At 63.1% G+C, this 16,616-nt stretch carries 18 protein-coding genes; 5 read left to right on the forward strand and 13 right to left on the reverse strand.

Annotated elements, in window-relative coordinates; all coding sequences use genetic code 11:
- Positions 1–10: 10 nt before the first annotated feature.
- On the reverse strand, positions 11–799 hold the full coding sequence (locus M1E16_RS24290) for a YfaP family protein (RefSeq protein ID WP_458128583.1): 789 nt from the start codon (positions 797–799) through the stop codon (positions 11–13).
- 269 nt (positions 800–1,068) lie between these two features.
- On the opposite strand from M1E16_RS24290, the gene M1E16_RS24295 reads away from it, so the two are divergent.
- The 5 genes from M1E16_RS24295 (at position 1,069) to M1E16_RS24315 (ending at position 7,608) form a co-directional block, all read left to right on the forward strand.
- Positions 1,069–2,205 carry a Fic family protein gene (locus M1E16_RS24295; RefSeq protein WP_458128584.1) on the forward strand — a complete coding sequence of 379 codons (1,137 nt, stop codon included), beginning with the start codon at positions 1,069–1,071 and terminating at the stop codon, positions 2,203–2,205.
- A 232-nt stretch (positions 2,206–2,437) separates the two neighbouring features.
- Positions 2,438–2,680, forward strand: a complete 243-nt coding sequence (locus tag M1E16_RS24300; RefSeq protein ID WP_305498501.1) for an exodeoxyribonuclease VII small subunit — start codon at positions 2,438–2,440, stop codon at positions 2,678–2,680.
- A complete protein-coding gene (ispA, locus tag M1E16_RS24305; RefSeq protein ID WP_458128585.1) occupies positions 2,677–3,564 on the forward strand; it encodes a (2E,6E)-farnesyl diphosphate synthase in 888 nt (295 codons plus the stop codon). Before M1E16_RS24300 ends, ispA begins: the two co-directional genes overlap by 4 nt.
- Before the next feature lie 114 nt (positions 3,565–3,678).
- Positions 3,679–5,577, forward strand: coding sequence for a 1-deoxy-D-xylulose-5-phosphate synthase (dxs, locus tag M1E16_RS24310; RefSeq protein ID WP_458128586.1), 1,899 nt, complete (start codon positions 3,679–3,681; stop codon positions 5,575–5,577).
- A gap of 150 nt (positions 5,578–5,727) precedes the next feature.
- Positions 5,728–7,608 (forward strand): TonB-dependent receptor domain-containing protein, encoded by a 1,881-nt coding sequence (locus tag M1E16_RS24315; RefSeq protein WP_458128587.1) that lies wholly within the window; start codon positions 5,728–5,730, stop codon positions 7,606–7,608.
- Positions 7,609–7,728: 120 nt separating this feature from the next.
- Here the strand turns inward: M1E16_RS24315 and M1E16_RS24320 are convergent, their stop codons facing one another.
- From M1E16_RS24320 to nrdR, 12 genes are all read right to left on the reverse strand, one after another.
- Entirely contained in the window at positions 7,729–8,514 is a 786-nt protein-coding gene (locus tag M1E16_RS24320) for a cobalamin-binding protein (protein WP_458128588.1), read from the reverse strand.
- Entirely contained in the window at positions 8,514–8,933 is a 420-nt protein-coding gene (locus tag M1E16_RS24325) for an MFS transporter (protein ID WP_434627853.1), read from the reverse strand. The genes M1E16_RS24320 and M1E16_RS24325 overlap by 1 nt, the downstream gene beginning before the upstream one ends.
- Positions 8,930–9,547 carry a GTP cyclohydrolase II gene (gene ribA / locus M1E16_RS24330; RefSeq protein ID WP_305498489.1) on the reverse strand — a complete coding sequence of 206 codons (618 nt, stop codon included), beginning with the start codon at positions 9,545–9,547 and terminating at the stop codon, positions 8,930–8,932. The genes M1E16_RS24325 and ribA overlap by 4 nt, the downstream gene beginning before the upstream one ends.
- 109 nt (positions 9,548–9,656) lie before the next feature.
- Entirely contained in the window at positions 9,657–10,415 is a 759-nt protein-coding gene (locus M1E16_RS24335) for a substrate-binding periplasmic protein (protein WP_434696676.1), read from the reverse strand.
- Positions 10,416–10,426: 11 nt separating this feature from the next.
- Entirely contained in the window at positions 10,427–10,930 is a 504-nt protein-coding gene (locus M1E16_RS24340; RefSeq protein ID WP_030140455.1) for a phosphatidylglycerophosphatase A family protein, read from the reverse strand.
- Positions 10,927–11,889, reverse strand: coding sequence for a thiamine-phosphate kinase (thiL, locus tag M1E16_RS24345; protein ID WP_458128589.1), 963 nt, complete (start codon positions 11,887–11,889; stop codon positions 10,927–10,929). Before thiL ends, M1E16_RS24340 begins: the two co-directional genes overlap by 4 nt.
- Before the next feature lie 17 nt (positions 11,890–11,906).
- Positions 11,907–12,407 (reverse strand): transcription antitermination factor NusB, encoded by a 501-nt coding sequence (gene nusB / locus M1E16_RS24350; RefSeq protein WP_305498485.1) that lies wholly within the window; start codon positions 12,405–12,407, stop codon positions 11,907–11,909.
- Complete coding sequence (gene ribH / locus M1E16_RS24355) at positions 12,404–12,880, reverse strand: 6,7-dimethyl-8-ribityllumazine synthase (RefSeq protein WP_039594266.1); 477 nt, start codon at positions 12,878–12,880, stop codon at positions 12,404–12,406. The genes nusB and ribH overlap by 4 nt, the downstream gene beginning before the upstream one ends.
- Positions 12,881–13,154: 274 nt before the next feature.
- On the reverse strand, positions 13,155–14,246 hold the full coding sequence (ribBA, locus tag M1E16_RS24360; RefSeq protein WP_305498480.1) for a bifunctional 3,4-dihydroxy-2-butanone-4-phosphate synthase/GTP cyclohydrolase II: 1,092 nt from the start codon (positions 14,244–14,246) through the stop codon (positions 13,155–13,157).
- A 16-nt stretch (positions 14,247–14,262) separates the two neighbouring features.
- Positions 14,263–14,925, reverse strand: coding sequence for a riboflavin synthase (locus tag M1E16_RS24365; RefSeq protein WP_092204487.1), 663 nt, complete (start codon positions 14,923–14,925; stop codon positions 14,263–14,265).
- A 46-nt stretch (positions 14,926–14,971) separates the two neighbouring features.
- Positions 14,972–16,105: a bifunctional diaminohydroxyphosphoribosylaminopyrimidine deaminase/5-amino-6-(5-phosphoribosylamino)uracil reductase RibD gene (ribD, locus tag M1E16_RS24370; RefSeq protein ID WP_458128590.1), complete on the reverse strand. Its 1,134-nt coding sequence runs from the start codon at positions 16,103–16,105 to the stop codon at positions 14,972–14,974.
- Complete coding sequence (gene nrdR, locus M1E16_RS24375) at positions 16,102–16,566, reverse strand: transcriptional regulator NrdR (RefSeq protein ID WP_013694316.1); 465 nt, start codon at positions 16,564–16,566, stop codon at positions 16,102–16,104. The genes ribD and nrdR overlap by 4 nt, the downstream gene beginning before the upstream one ends.
- Positions 16,567–16,616 lie beyond the last annotated feature (50 nt).

Consider the following 16,616-nt stretch of genomic DNA (forward strand, 5'->3'; position numbering starts at 1 on the left):
GAGCGGATACTTAGTAGTTGAAAGTCTTGACCAGCAACAGATCGCCAATGGCGCGCAGGGGCACGACAAAGGTCTCGCGTTTTTCATCGACGGTGTTTTCGTTGAGCACCAGGTTGATCTGCGAGGTGATCACCTCGTTCTGGTTGCTCGTTTCATCGAAGTTGTAGCCGCCGCTGCCGTAGTTGCCCCAATAGTTCACGTAGACCAGGTAGGTACCGTGCATCGGCGCGGTCATGGTGAACATCTCGGGGCCGGGGCCATCGACGCCGTCCGGGTCAAGGCCGCCGCCATTGCTCAACGCCGGCTGGCCGAAGAATGCATGCTGGCCATCGGGTGTGACGATATGCAGGTCGAGTTCGGCCTTGGGGTCGTCCCAGCCCAGCACCACGCGAATTTGCGCCGGGGTGCGCAGGTTGTTGGCTTCATAAAATTGCACGCGCTTGAGGGACTGGCCTTCGGAGCTGCGCACCTCGACGCTGTTGGAGCCGGCGCCAAAGGCATACGGCCGGACAAAACGCCCCTCGTCGTCGGTATAGAGATTCAACGGGTTGCCGTTGACTGCCAGGCTGTGGGGCTGGCGCGCCGCGCCCATGTCCTTGATCCGACCTTCGATCATCGTGCGATTGCGCTGGATGCCTCGGTCAATGGGCGGTGTCGGATAGGCGACCTGAGGGTTTTCCGTGCGATCGAGCAAGCCGCTATAACGCCAGCCACCGACCGGCTCCGACAACTCGGCCGAAGGCCCGGCCCACGCCAAAGGCGCACCGAGCAGCACGATCGATAAAAAAAGAAAACGCACGAATGCCTCCTGCCATGCACAACGCAACCCGGCGCCCTTCCCCGGGCGCTGTTTGTCATTATTCGGATTACGTCTGAAGGCCCCGTTACAAGGGGCCGTAGATGGCGCGAAGAGTAGCCATTTGACGGATTTTTCACAATCGGGGAACGCGCGATTCTGTGTGCGAAATCACGGACTGAGAATAGCGTGAGCCGAATAGGGACTTTATTCGGCTCACCAAATGAGCCGAATAGCGCTATTATTCGGCTCACTCACTTTCGGACAGACTCATGGCAGCTCATTGGATCTGGCAGCAGGCCGAATGGCCCGACTTTCACTGGCAAGCTGAAGCATTGGCGCCGGCGCTAAGGGAATGCGTACAGGCGCAAGGTCGGTTGCTGGGCATGACGGGCGCGGTCACGGCGTCAATCAGCGTGCAGAACGAACTTGATGCCTTGTTGCAAAACATCGTGTCCTCTTCAGCTATCGAAGGAGAACAGTTGAATGTCGGCTCGGTGCGCTCGTCCCTGGCCCGCCGCCTGGGCCTGGAACACGCCGATGACACTTCGGTCACTCAGCGCAGCGAAGGCTTGGCGAAGCTGCTGTTGGATGCGACTCGGCATTTCAACCAGCCCTTGACTGTCGAACGCTTGCTGGAATGGCATGAGTGGTTATTTCCTGATCAAACCAGCGACCTTGCCCATCGACGGATCCGCGTAGGTGCACTGCGCGGTGACGAACCGATGCAAGTGCTTTCGGGAAGGCTGGAGCGGCCTACCGTGCATTTCGAAGCGCCGCCTCGAAAAGGACTTGAGCAACAATTGCAACAGTTCATCGACTGGTTCGAAGCCAGCCGTCATCAGTCCAGCATCGATCCGCTGCTACGTGCCGGCATCGCTCATTTCTGGTTTGTCACCCTGCACCCATTCGACGATGGCAATGGCCGCCTGACCCGCACCCTGACCGATCTTGCACTGGCCCAGGGCGAGGCCCAGGCGATCCGTTTCCACGCGATGTCGGTGAGCATTCTGGATGATCGCGTCGGTTATTACCGAATTCTGGAAAACAGCCAGAGGGCCACGCTGGATATCACCGACTGGTTGACCTGGTTCCTGCAAACGCTTTTGCGCAGCCTGCAGAAGGCAATGACCAATATCGAAAGTGTTCTGGGCAAGACGCGTTTCTGGCAAGTCCATCGCGACTCGGCGCTCTCACCGGAACAGATCAAATTGCTGAACCGATTGCTCGACGGTGATGAAAAGGGGTTCGAGCAGGGCATCAGCGCAGCTCAGTACCAAGCCGTGGCCAAGGTCTCCAAGGCAACGGCCACGCGACACCTGACGGAGCTGTTGGAGAAGGGCTGCCTGGAGCGGATGCCCGGCGGGGGACGCAGCACCCGTTATCGCATCAATTATCCAGCTGACTGAATACCCCGTGGCGAGGGAGCTTGCTCCCGCTCGACTGCGCAGCAGTCGCAATCTGGGTAAGCCTGCGCAGCGTTGGGCCTGCTTCGCAGCCCAGCGGGAGCAAGCTCCCTCGCCACAAAAGCGGTCCGTCTCAGCTCACCCGCTGCGCTGCGATAAACCCCACCCTGATTTGCCCCAACCCCCCATGTCTGCTAGTGTCGCGCCGGTTTAACAGTCAACCGGAATAGCCGCCATGGCCCGCAAGAAAGCTGCACTGGATTTCGAACAATCTCTGGCCGACCTGCAAGCGCTGGTCGAACGCCTGGAGAACGGCGAACTGTCGCTGGAAGACTCGCTGACCGCTTTCGAGCAGGGTATCGGCTTGACTCGCGACTGCCAGGCGGCGCTGGCCCAGGCCGAGCAGAAAGTGCAACTGCTGCTGGAACGCGACGGCGAGCTGACCGAAGAACCGTTCGACGCGGAACAGCCTGAATGATCGGCGCGTATCAGGCCAGCAGTCAGGCCCGGGTCAATGCCGCGCTGGACAGCTTGTTCGCCGCCCCGAGCCCTGAACTGGCGCGACTGTACGAAGCCATGCGCTACAGCGTGATGAACGGCGGCAAGCGCGTGCGTCCGTTGCTCGCCTATGCCGCGTGCGAAGCCCTTGGCGGCGCTGCCGAGCAGGCCAACGGCGCGGCCTGCGCGGTGGAGCTGATCCACGCCTATTCGCTGGTGCACGACGACTTGCCGGCCATGGACGATGACGACCTGCGTCGCGGCCAGCCGACCACGCACAAGAAATTCGACGAAGCCTGCGCGATCCTCGCAGGCGACGGTTTGCAAAGCCTGGCTTTCAGCGCCCTGCTGGACCCGGCCCTGAGCAATTGCCCGGCAGAGGTTCGCCTGGACATGATCAGCGCCCTGGCACAAGCGGCAGGCCCGGCTGGCATGGTCGGCGGCCAGGCCATCGACCTCGGTTCGGTGGGTTTGAAACTCGACCAGGACGCCCTGGAATACATGCATCGGCACAAGACCGGCGCGCTGATCGAAGCCAGCGTCCGGCTCGGCGCCCTGGCCAGCGGCCGGGCTACGCCTGAACAGCTGCAAGCCCTGCAAACCTACGCCCGGGCCATCGGCCTGGCCTTCCAGGTGCAGGACGATATCCTCGACGTCGAAAGCGATACCCAGACTCTCGGCAAACGCCAGGGCGCCGACATCGCCCGTGACAAGCCGACCTACCCGGCCCTGCTCGGACTCGAGGCCGCCAAGGCCTACGCGCTCGAGCTGCGCGACCAGGCCCTGGACGCGCTGCGACCCTTTGACGCGGCCGCCGAACCGTTGCGCGAGCTGGCGCGTTATATCGTCGAACGACGCAGCTGATACACGGTCAACCCAATTACAAGTGCGTATCGGCCAAGTTCCGGCCAACGCGTGGGCAGCTTGCGATGCATAAGGTAAACTGCCGCCTCTTTTATACCTATAACGATTCGCCTGATGCCCACGACGTTCCAAGAGATTCCCCGCACACGCCCGTCCACGCCCTTGCTGGACCGCGCCAACACGCCGGACGGCTTGCGTCGGCTGGGTGAAGCCGAGCTGGAAACCCTGGCCGATGAGTTGCGCCTGGAATTGCTCTACACGGTCGGCCAGACCGGTGGGCATTTCGGCGCTGGCCTGGGCGTCATCGAGCTGACCATCGCCTTGCATTACGTCTTCGACACTCCGGACGATCGCCTGGTGTGGGACGTTGGCCATCAGGCCTACCCGCATAAAATCCTCACCGGCCGCCGCGACCGCATGGGCACGCTGCGCCAGAAGAACGGCATCGCGGCTTTTCCGCGCCGTTCCGAGAGCGCGTACGACACCTTTGGCGTCGGTCATTCCAGCACCTCCATCAGCGCTGCCCTTGGCATGGCCATTGCCGCCCGCCTGCAGAACAGCGAACGCAAGGCGATCGCCGTGATCGGCGATGGTGCGTTGACGGCGGGCATGGCCTTCGAGGCGCTGAACCACGCCCCTGAAGTCGACGCCAACATGCTGGTGATCCTCAACGACAACGACATGTCGATCTCGCGCAATGTCGGCGGCTTGTCCAACTACCTGGCGAAGATCCTCTCCAGCCGCACCTATGCGAGCATGCGCGAAGGCAGCAAGAAGGTCTTGTCGCGCCTGCCCGGCGCCTGGGAAATCGCCCGCCGTACCGAAGAATATGCCAAGGGCATGCTGGTCCCCGGCACGCTGTTCGAAGAGCTGGGCTGGAACTACATCGGCCCCATCGACGGCCACGATCTGCCGACGCTGATCGCCACCCTGCGCAACATGCGCGATCTCAAGGGCCCGCAGTTCCTGCACGTGGTCACCAAGAAAGGCAAAGGCTTCGCTCCGGCGGAAGTCGACCCGATCGGCTATCACGCGATCACCAAGCTCGAACCCCTGGATGCCCCCGCCGCCGCGCCGAAAAAGGCCGGCGGACCGAAGTATTCCGGCGTGTTCGGCCAATGGCTGTGCGACATGGCCGACGCCGACCCGCGCCTGGTGGGCATTACCCCGGCGATGAAGGAAGGTTCGGACCTGGTGGCGTTCAGCGAACGTTACCCGCAGCGTTATTTCGACGTGGCAATTGCCGAACAGCATGCCGTTACGCTCGCCGCCGGCATGGCCTGCGAAGGCGCCAAACCGGTGGTGGCGATCTATTCGACGTTCCTGCAACGCGGCTATGACCAACTGGTGCATGACGTCGCCGTGCAGAACCTCGACGTGCTCTTCGCCATTGACCGGGCGGGCCTGGTGGGTGAAGACGGTCCGACCCATGCCGGCAGCTTCGACCTGTCCTACCTGCGCTGCATCCCCGGCATGCTGGTGATGACGCCGAGCGACGAGAACGAATTGCGCAAGATGCTCACCACCGGCCACCTGTTCAACGGTCCGGCGGCGGTGCGCTACCCGCGTGGCACCGGCCCGAATGCAACGATCGAAAGCGACCTGGAGCCGATCGAGATCGGCAAGGGCGTGATCCGCCGCCACGGCAAGCAAACCGCCCTGCTGGTGTTTGGTGTACAGCTGGCGGAAGCCTTGAAGGTCGCCGAAAAACTCGACGCCACCGTGGTGGACATGCGTTTCGTCAAACCGCTGGACGAAGCCCTGGTGCGCGAGATGGCCGGCAGCCACGAACTGCTGGTGACCATCGAGGAAAACGCCATCATGGGCGGCGCCGGCGCGGCGGTCAGCGAGTTCCTGGCCCGGGAAAACATCCTCAAGTCGGTGCTGCACCTGGGGTTGCCGGACATCTACGTCGAGCACGCCAAGCCGGCGCAGATGCTCGCCGAATGCGGGCTGGACGAGGTGGGGATCGAAGCGGCGGTGCGGCTGCGGTTGCAGTTGCTGGGCCTGTAACTCTCCAGACTTCATTGAGCCTTTGTGGGAGCGAGCCTGCTCGCGAAAGCGTTGGATCAGTCGACCGCTGTATTGACTGACCTGACGCTTTCGCGAGCAGGCTCGCTCCCACATTGGTTTTTGTGTGGACCCAAAAATCACGGAACATCAATGAAACGCCGCCTCACCCTAGCCCTCGCCCTGCTCCCGACCTTCAACCTGCTCGCCGAGACCTTCGAACGCGACCAGGCCCTCAAGCTGCCTGACATCCTGATCAGCGCCAATCGCCAGGTCGAGGCGCGCAATGACAGCAGCGCCGCCAACACAATCTTCACCCGCGACGACATCGAACGCCTGCAACCGGCCAGTGTCACCGACCTGCTCAGCCGCGTGCCCGGCGTACAGGTGGCGCCGTTGGGCGGGCGCGGCAGCTTGCCGGGGATCTACATTCGCGGCACCAAGTCGGCCCAGAGCCTGGTGCTGGTGGACGGCCAGCGCATCGGCAACGCGACCTCCGGCGACAGCAATCTGCAACGCTTGAATATCAACCAGATCGAACGGGTGGAAGTGCTGCGCGGTTCGCGCTCGGTGATCTACGGCGCCGATGCGGTGGGCGGGGTCATTCAGATTTTCACCCGTCGAGGCGCCCAACAAGGCCTGCAGCCACGCCTGCATATGGGCGTCGGCAATCATCAGACCTGGGAGCGCAGCCTCGGTCTGTCCGGTGGCGACGAGCAGACCCGTTTCAACCTGGGCGCCAGCCTCGACGAAAGCGAGGGGAGCAATCGGACCCATGAGTCCTACGCCAGCGACCGCGACGCCGATGCCAACCGCAACCAGTCCTTCAGTCTCAGCCTGAGCCATGCAGCCAGCGACGACCTGGAAGTTGGCCTGAACCTGCTGGATAACCGTGGCAAAAGCGAATACGACAACCCGTTCGGCCGCTTCGACCCCAACACCTTCGAATCGCTGCCCCAGCAGCCCTACAGTGAATTTGCGGTCAGCAGTTTCAGCGGTTATGTCGATGGGCGGATCAACGACGCGTGGAAATCCCGCCTCGAGCTGGGCCACAGCGAGAACCGGGAAAAAACGTTCGACAAGCTCAGCGATGTCCGGGAGGTGTTCAACACTTATCGCGACTCGCTGACCTGGCAGAACGACGTGACCCTGGACGAACGCAACAGCCTGATCCTCGGCGGCGACTGTTACCAGGACCGCGTCAACAGCACCACGCCGTTCGACGAAGACAGCCGCTGGAATCGTGCGGCATTCATCCAGCACCGATTCCAGGCCGAAACGTTCTCGACCGAGCTGGGCTTGCGCCGCGACCAGAACCAGCAGTTCGGCGGCCAGAACAGCTGGAGCGGCACCCTTACCCTGCCGGTCAACCCGACCAACGACGTGTTGCTGACCTACAGCGAAAGCTTCCGCGCGCCGACCTTCAACGATCTTTACTACCCGGACTTCAGCAACCCGGACCTGAAACCCGAGACGGCCAGAAGCTACGAATTGCAATGGCGCAGCCAACTGAGCGACAGCGCTCGCCTGGAAGCGTCCCTGTACCGCACGAACCTGGAAGACGCGATCATCTTCGGCAGCAATTCACGGCCGCAAAACGTCGCTTCGGCGCGGATCAACGGTTTCGAAATGGCCTACCGGCAGGAACTGTTCGGCTGGCAGGGCAACCTCGGCCTGGCGATCATCGACCCGCGCGACCGCGACAGCGGCCACACCCTGGCACGCCGCGCCCGCCGCACGTTGAGCCTGGACCTGGACCGGCAATTCGATCGCCTCGGCCTCGGCGCGAGCTGGCAAGCGGTGAGCAGCAGTTACGACGACGAAAACAACCGCAACGCCCTGGGCGGCTATGCGCTGCTCGGAGTGCGCGGCAGTTGGGCGTTGAGCCGGGAAGTGAAGCTTGAGATGAAGGTCGATAATCTGCTGGACCAGAGTTACAGCCGGGCGCTGTATAGCCATGACGGGGGACAGTATGGGTATCGGGAGGAAGGGCGGGCGTGGTTGTTTGGGGTGACCTGGACGCCTTCCCTCTGATCCGGAATCTTTAGGGATTAAATCGGCCTCTTCGCGAGCAGGCTCGCTCCCACAGTGGATTGCGGCGAATACGCCACGCCCCTGTGGGAGCGAGCCTGCTCGCGAAAGACGCACCGCGGTCTAACGGTCTGGCGCAATCAACTCACACAACCGCGCCGTCGCCTCGATCATCTGCCCGCTGGCCCGCTCCAGGCCTTTATCCTTGACCAGCAACAACCGCCCCTGCGCCACCGGCCAGGCTTTCCAGGCGTCAAGCTGCGCCTGCTCCGTAGCCAGGATCACCTGCGGTTGGCGCTGCAAAACCGACTCCACGCTCACCTGCGGCGCCGGCAGGTCCAGGTCTGCAAAGACGTTGCGCGCGCCGCACACTGACAGCGCATCACTGATGATCTGTCGGCCGCCCACGGTGTACAGCGGCCGATCCCAGACCTGATAGAACACCGGCAACGGCGTATCCCTTCGATAGCGCTGGCGTAATGCCTCAAGACGCTCACGCAATTGCGCCGCTCGTTGCACGCCCCGCTCCGGGCGGCCGAGCTGGGCGGCGACGTCTTCAATCTGGCGCAGGAGCTGGTCGAGGCTATGGGGCTCGGCGATATGGATCGGGATGCCCAGGCCCTTGAGCTGTTCGCGCTGGGCCGGGCCAACACTGCCAGGCCAAAGCAGGAGCAGGTCAGGCTTGAGGCTGAGCAAGCGCTCCATGTCCAGCTGGCCGTAACGCCCCACCGACGGCAGGTCCTTCAGGATCGGTGGGCGATCGCCACCGTCCAGCACACCCACCAGCAGGTCGGCGGAGTCTAGTTCAATGACAATTTCGGAGAGCGACGGCGCCAGGCTGACGACACGATTGGCCGCCGCCGTCGAAGCGCTGGCGGCCAGCAACAGAACCGCCAGCCAGAGACGCATCAGCCGAGCTGGCGTGGGATGCGATACAGATAGAACAGCACCGCCGTGGATAACGCCAGGAGCATCAGCGGTACCGCTTCCAACCCGACAAACACCGCCAGCGCGCCAATCCACGCCGGTAGGCCTGCCGCCAGAAACGCTGCGCGACGCCGAGCCGCGAGAGTGATCCAGGCTTGGGGTTCTTCCGGTGTATCGAGGGATTTCTGCGTGGCGACCAGGGCGTTTTTATAACCGCCGAAAAATCGCAAGCTGACAAACATCGACGCCACGCCGGCGATAAACAACGGCATCGCCAATACCGGCAGAATCGCTTCGCCCTGGCCGAACACCGCGTTGATCACGAACAGCGGCAGCAACGCCAGCGCCAGGTATTGCCACCAACTGACGGCCAGCCGCCGCCGAACCTGACCACGCGTCACGCCCGGTCGACCTCGCCCTGGTGCTCGTTGCCCATCATGTGGTCGAGCTTGCTGGCCTTGGTTGCCAGGTAAAGCTTGTTGTGCGGGTTGTGCCCGGTATGCAGCGGCACGCGCTCCGCCACCACTACGCCCATGTCGGTCAATGCCTTGACCTTGCGCGGGTTGTTGGTCATCAGTCGCAAGGATTTGATGCCCAGGTGTTCGAGCATCGGTTGGCAAATGCTGTAGTCACGCAAGTCGGCGGCAAACCCGAGGCGCTCGTTGGCTTCGACAGTATCGGCGCCGCCGTCTTGCAGCTCGTAGGCACGGATCTTGTTCAACAGGCCGATGCCGCGGCCTTCCTGGCGCAGGTACAGCAGTACGCCACGGCCCTCGCGAGCAATGGCCTGCAGGGCCGCTTCGAGTTGCGAGCCGCAGTCGCAGCGCTGGCTGAACAAGGCATCGCCCGTCAGGCATTCGGAGTGCAGGCGACCGAGTACCGGAGCGCCGTCGGCGAAATCACCCAGGCTGAGCACGACGTGCTCGCGGCCGGTGGCTTCATCGAGAAAACCATGCATGGTGAATTGCGCAAAGGGTGTTGGCAGCTTGGAAGCGGCAACAAAAACGACAGGCACCGGTGTGCTCCTGATCTAGTACTGGAGATTCGCAGAGGCGGGCATTGTAACAGCACGATCCGACAGACGCTTAGGCTGAATTATCAACCATTACCATCGAAAAGTTTGATCACGGCTTTGGTGGCTTGCCACTCTCGTCGAAGGGATAGGGCTGCTTCCAACGTTCGAAAATCGGCTTCAATTGGCCGTTTTTCACCAGCACGTCCATGCGCCGGTCGAACAGTGCACGCAAGGCACGTCCGTTTTCGGTGTCGGCAAAGCCCAGGTACAGCGGCAGGTTGATCAGCGCAGAGAGCTTGAACTGCTGGGGGTCGTCGGCCTTGGCGAGTACATCCTGGATTTCCATCAACGCATCGATATAAAAATCGGCACGGTCGTGGACCAGCATCGGCAGGATCCCCACGGAGCGGTGGATTTCATTGAAGCGCCGGATGTTCGGCAGGTAATTGTTGTATTCGTACCCGCGCATCCACACCAGCCGGTAATTACCCACCGTGGCCAACGTGGGAGAGGGCTTTGACGCCAGGCCCAACGCATAGATGTGATCGACGTCGTAGTGCCAATTGGGGTAGAGCACCCCCTCGGATTCGTCGCGATAGGCACCGACCTGCACGTCGACTTCGCCACGCTGCACCAGGCCGATCGAACGGGTGTAAGGCACGCTGCGGGTTTCCAGCTTGACGCCTTCGGGTTCGAACACCTCGCGCAGGATATCCCAGGCCATGCCCTGGCCATCCGCCTGGGTGTAGTCGGCCCACTCCTCGCTGGCCGCGCGGATCTTGCCGGGCAACGGCGCCGACTCGGCCACACGAACACCGAGCAACGCCCCGAGACATAACAACAGTAACAGTGTGCGGCTTACGCCCATGCCTGGTTCCCTCAGGTAAAACACCACACCAGCCCTTGCATTGCCAGCCAGGCGAACACGCCGGCCAATACGTCGTCGAGCATGATGCCTACCCCGCCGTGTACATGCCGATCGATCCAGCGGATCGGCCACGGCTTGAGGATATCGAAGAAGCGGAACACCAGGAAACCCGTCAACAACCAATACCAGCCTTCCGGTACCAGCCACAGGGTAATCCACATGCCGACCATCTCGTCCCAGACGATGCCTTCATGGTCGTGCACCCGCAAATCATCCGCCACTTTGCCGCACAGCCAGAAGCCGAACAGCATGGTGATGCCGAGCATCAGCCAGTAGCCCCAATCCGGCAACATCTGCCACAACGGTATGAAGGGTAGCGCAACCAGCGAGCCCCATGTGCCTGGCGCTTTGGGCAACGTGCCCGAACCGAAGCCAAACGCCATGAAATGCCAGGGATTGCGCCAGACCGAGGGCGGAACGAATTCTGCCGGAACCTGGTTGGGATGATCTGTCACGGTGTCTCCCGAAAATGTTGATAGCCCCGGATTGGCGGGGTGATGTCCTGTCCAAGACTGTCGACCAGCATGACGCCCTGCCCCGCCGTGACACTGCCGACCACATGAATCGGCCAGCCTTCGGCGAGAAGTGCCGACAATCGGACCGGCGGCAGGGTGAACAGCAACACATAGTCGTCGCCGCCACTCAGGGCGGCATGTTGTGCCTGCGGCAGGCCAAACGCCAACAGAGCGTTGGACAACGGCAACCGGTCCCGTTCAACCCGTAACGCCACGCCGGATGCCAGCGCGATATGCCCGCAGTCCGCCAACAACCCATCGGAAATGTCCATTGCCGCGCTGGCCTTGCCCCGTAGAGCCAGGCCAAGGCCGATCTGCGGTTGTGGCGACCAGTAGTGAGCCAGCAGCGGCTCGGCGATAGCAGGCTCGGCACTGCGCTCGCCGAGAACCAGCGGCAACGCGCCAGCCGCATTGCCCAGGTCACCACCGACGCAAAGCAGATCGCCGGGTTGCGCGCCGCTGCGGGTCAGCGCCTGGCCGCACGGCACGCGGCCGAACACGGTCATGGTCAGGCTCAACGGCCCGCGGGTGGTATCGCCCCCCACCAGTGCTACACCACAAGCCTGGGCCATCTGGTTCAGGCCACGGGCATACGCCTGCAGCCAATCGGCGGCCACCGTCGGCAAGGTCAGGGCGAGGGTAAAGGCGAGAGGACTGGCGCCCATGGCGGCCAGGTCGCTGACCGCCACGGCCAGCGAGCGCTGGCCGAGCAGGAACGGGTCGCAAGGGTCTGGAAAATGCACACCGGCCACGAGCGTGTCGGTGGATACCGCCAGCTGTTCCCCGGGAGGAACGGCCAGCAGGGCGCAATCGTCGCCGATTCCGAGCGCAACGCCCTCGCCGCCCTGCGCACACGCAGCGGCAGCGAAGTACTTACGGATCAGCTCGAACTCACCCATGGGATTTCAAGCGCCAATCAGCGCTTGAACGCCTTCACTTCGGCTTCACGCAGACGCGGGGCGAGCTTGTCGAGTACGCCGTTGACGAACTTGTGACCATCGGTGGAACCGAAGACTTTCGCCAGCTCGATCCCTTCGTTGATCACCACGCGGTACGGTACGTCGACGCGCTGCATCAGTTCCCAGGTGGACAGGCGCAACACGGCCAGCTCAACCGGGTCCAGTTCATCGATCGTCAGGTCCAGGCAAGGAGCCAGGGCCGTATCGATTTCGGTCTTGTGGGCCGGGACGCCATGCAGGATCTCGCGGAAATACGCGCCATCGACATCGCTGAAATCGTTATCGACGCGAAACTGCGCTTCGATCTCGTTCAGCGACTGCTTGGCCATGTGCCATTGGTACAGGGCCTGGGTCGCGAGCTGACGGGCTTCGCGGCGCTTGACGCTCTTCGAAGGCTTGCCGGCGTCGGCCGGTTTCGGCTCGCGCGGATTGAAACGATCGCTTTCGTCGCTAATCACTTGGCCTCCAACTGCGCCAGCAGGCTGACCATTTCCAGGGCGGACAGGGCAGCTTCGGCACCTTTGTTACCGGCCTTGGTGCCGGAACGTTCGATGGCTTGTTCGATGGAATCAACGGTCAGCACGCCGAAGGCAACCGGTACGCCGAATTCCATGGACACCTGGGCCAGGCCCTTGGTGCATTCGCCGGCCACGTATTCGAAGTGTGGAGTACCGCCACGAATGACCGCGCCGAGGGCGATGATCGCCGCAAATTCGCCCTTTTGAGCGACTTTCTGCGCAACCAGCGGAATTTCGAAGGCGCCAGGGGCACGGATGATGGTGATGTCGCCTTCGCTCACGCCATGGCGAACCAGGGCATCCACCGCACCGTCCACCAGGCTCTCAACCACAAAGCTGTTGAAACGGCCGACTACCAGCGCGTAGCGGCCCTTGGGGGCGATGAAGGTACCTTCGATGGTCTTCAGGGTCATTCGTCAGTTCTCTTAAAGAGCCGGAGCACGTTCTGTACGTGCTCCTCAGTGATATTAGTCTCGAATACAGCGCCGCAGATCCATCATCTCGTTCACTTGCACGTCTTCTGTGGCGAGGGAGCTTGCTCCCGCTTGGGTGCGCAGCGCCCATAACGGGGCCGCTGCGCAGCACCCCCAAGAAGGGCCGCTACGCAGCCCAGCGGGAGCAAGCTCCCTCGCCACAGATGAATCTAACAAGCCTTGAGTGAACAATAATGCCGGAATCCGCAGGCCATTATTCGGAGGGCACGTATTCTACAACTTCCAGATCGAAACCGGATATCGCATTAAATTTCATCGGTGCGCTCATCAGGCGCATTTTGCGTACGCCCAGGTCGCGCAGGATCTGCGAACCGGCCCCGACGATGCTGTAGGTGGTCGGTTTTTTCACCGGTTGATGTTCGGTGGTTTCGCGAATGTGCGCCAGCAGCACATCGCCATCGAGCGGGTGCCCGAGCAACAGCACCACGCCGCTGCCGGCCTCGGCTACCGCGGCCATGGCCGCGCGCAGGCTCCAGCGGCCCGGCTGCTTGACCATCAGCAGGTCACGCAGTGGGTCCATGTTGTGCACGCGAACCAGAGTCGGTTCTTCGGCGCACACGGTTCCCAGGGTCAGCGCCATGTGCACGTCGCCTTCCACCGAATCGCGGTAGGTCACCAGGTTGAACTGGCCCAGTTCGCTGTCCAGCGGCTGCTCGGCAATCCGCTGAACGGTACGCTCGTGGATCATCCGGTAGTGGATCAGATCGGCAATGGTGCCGATCTTGATGTCGTGCTCGGCAGCGAAAGCCTCAAGCTCGGCGCGACGGGACATGGTGCCGTCGTCGTTCATCACCTCGCAGATGACGCCGGCGGGCTCGAAACCGGCCATACGCGCGAGGTCGCACGCCGCTTCGGTGTGGCCGGCGCGGGCCAGGGTGCCGCCGGCCTGGGCCATCAGCGGGAAGATGTGACCGGGGCTGACGATGTCTTCGGCCCTGGCGTCGGCGGCCGCAGCGGCCTGCACGGTACGCGCCCGGTCCGCGGCGGAGATACCGGTGGTCACGCCCTCGGCGGCCTCGATGGACACGGTGAACTTGGTGCCGAACCCGGAACCGTTGCGTGGCGCCATCAACGGCAGCTTCAGCAGCTCGCAGCGCTCGCGGGTCATCGGCATGCAGATCAGGCCACGGGCGTGCTTGGCCATGAAGTTGATGTGTTCGGCCTTGCAGCATTCGGCGGCCATGATCAGGTCGCCTTCGTTCTCGCGGTCTTCGTCATCCATGAGGATGACCATCTTGCCTTGGCGGATGTCTTCAACCAGTTCTTCGATGCTATTGAGCGCCACGCGGCACCCCCTTGGGTCAGGATTTGAGGTAGCCGTTGGCGGCCAGAAAGCTTTCAGTGATGTTACCGGCCGCAGGTTCGGCAGCCTTGTCGCCCAGCAGCAGGCGCTCCAGGTAACGGGCCAGCAGGTCGACCTCCAGGTTGACCCGGCGACCAGGCCGGTACGAGGCCATGATGGTTTCGCTCAGCGTGTGCGGGATGATCGTCAGCAGAAATTCGGCGCCATCCACCGCGTTGACGGTCAGGCTGGTGCCGTCGACCGTGATCGAGCCCTTGTGGGCGATGTACTTGGCGAGTTCTTTCGGAGCGCGGATACGAAACTCCACGGCCCGGGCGTTATCGGTACGCGACACCACTTCACCGACGCCATCGACATGACCGCTGACCAGGTGCCCACCCAGGCGGGTAGTCGGGGTCAGGGCTTTTTCCAGGTTGACCGGGCTGCCGCTCTTGAGGTCGTTCATCGCGGTGCAGTCGAGGGTTTCCCGGCTGACGTCCGCCAGGAAACCATTGCCCGGCAGTTCCACGGCGGTCAGGCAGACGCCATTCACGGCGATGCTGTCGCCCAGCTTGACGTCGCTCAGGTCGAGCTTGCCGGTTTCGACGTGGACCCGTACATCGCCGCCCTTGGGAGTGAGTGCACGGATGCTGCCGATGGATTCGATGATGCCGGTAAACATGGAGTCCTCCTCGAGAACGGACCGTCGCTTGCGCGAAAGCCGGGAATTATACGCTGGCCTGCGGAGCGGGGACGGCGATGACTCGCCAGTCATCGCCCACGGCGCGAATGTCGGTGATTTGAAGCTGCGGCGCGTCTTGCATCTGCGCCAGCGGCCAATCGAGCAATGGCCGCGCCGTGGATCCGAGGAACTTGCCGGCGATGAAAATCTGGAATTCGTCGACCAACCCCTGCCGGGCGAAAGCACCCGCCAGGCGCGGGCCGGCTTCCACCAGCACTTCATTGACGCCACGGGCCGCCAGCTCCAGCAGCAGGCGATGCAGATCGACCTGGCCATCTTCCCCGGCGACGATCATGCATTCAGGGCCGTTGGCGTACTGTTCCTCAACCGCCATGCAGGTAGCGACAAGCGCCGGGCCAGCTCTGAAGAACGGCGCATCCAGCGGCACCCGCAGACGACCGTCCACCAGCACCCGCAGCGCCGGACGGCTCATGGCCAACGCGGTCTGCTCGGCGTCCAGCCCAAGCTCATCGGCACGCACGGTCAGCCGGGCGTTGTCCGCCAGCACCGTATCGGCGCCGGTCAGCACCACGCTGGCCTGGGCGCGCAGGCGTTGCACCGCCGAGCGAGCGGCGGGGCCGGTGATCCATTGGCTCTCGCCGCTTTCCATGGCGGTACGGCCATCCAGGCTCATGGCAAGCTTGACCCGCACGAACGGCAGGCCGTGCTCCATGCGCTTGAGAAAACCTTCGTTGAGCTTGCGCGCTTCGCCTTCGAGCACGCCGCTTTGTGTGGCGATGCCGGCCTGGGCGAGACGCTGCAGGCCGCGCCCGGCGACTTCCGGATTGGGGTCCTGCATTGCCGCGACCACCCGCGCCACGCCGGCATTGACCAGCGCATCGGCGCAGGGTGGCGTGCGCCCATGATGGCTGCAAGGTTCGAGGGTCACGTAGGCCGTCGCGCCCCGGGCTTTGTCAGCGGCGGCGCGCAGGGCATGGACTTCGGCATGCGGTTCACCGGCGCGGATGTGCCAGCCTTCGCCGACCACCAGCCCGTCGCGCACGATCACGCAACCGACCCGGGGGTTGGGGTGGGTGCTGTAGTGACCGCGCCGCGCCAGTTCCAGGGCGCGGGCCATGTAGTGGGCGTCGAGGACGGCCTGCTGCGCCGCGCCGCTCATTCTTTCACCGGTTCGCGGGCCAGGCGGTCGATTTCCTCGCGGAACTCGTTGAGGTCCTGGAAACGCCGGTACACCGAGGCGAAGCGGATATAGGCCACTTCGTCGAGTTTTTGCAGCTCGGCCATGACCAGTTCGCCGACAACGAGGGACTTGACCTCACGCTCGCCGGTCGCGCGCAGCTTATGCTTGATGTGCACCAGCGCCGCTTCCAGACGCTCGACGCTCACCGGGCGTTTTTCCAGGGCGCGCTGCATGCCGGCGCGCAGTTTTTCTTCGTCGAACGGCTGGCGGCTGCCGTCGGTCTTGATCAGGCGCGGCAACACCAGTTCAGCGGTCTCGAACGTCGTGAAACGCTCGCCGCAGGCCAGGCATTCGCGGCGGCGGCGGACCTGTTCGCCCTCGGCGACCAGTCGCGAGTCGATGACTTTGGTGTCGTTGGCACCGCAGAAGGGACAGTGCATGGTGGCAGGCAACAAAAAAAGGGAGGGCCATGGTAGCGCATCCCACTGGC

The organism is Pseudomonas sp. Z2-11 (assembly GCF_054161305.1).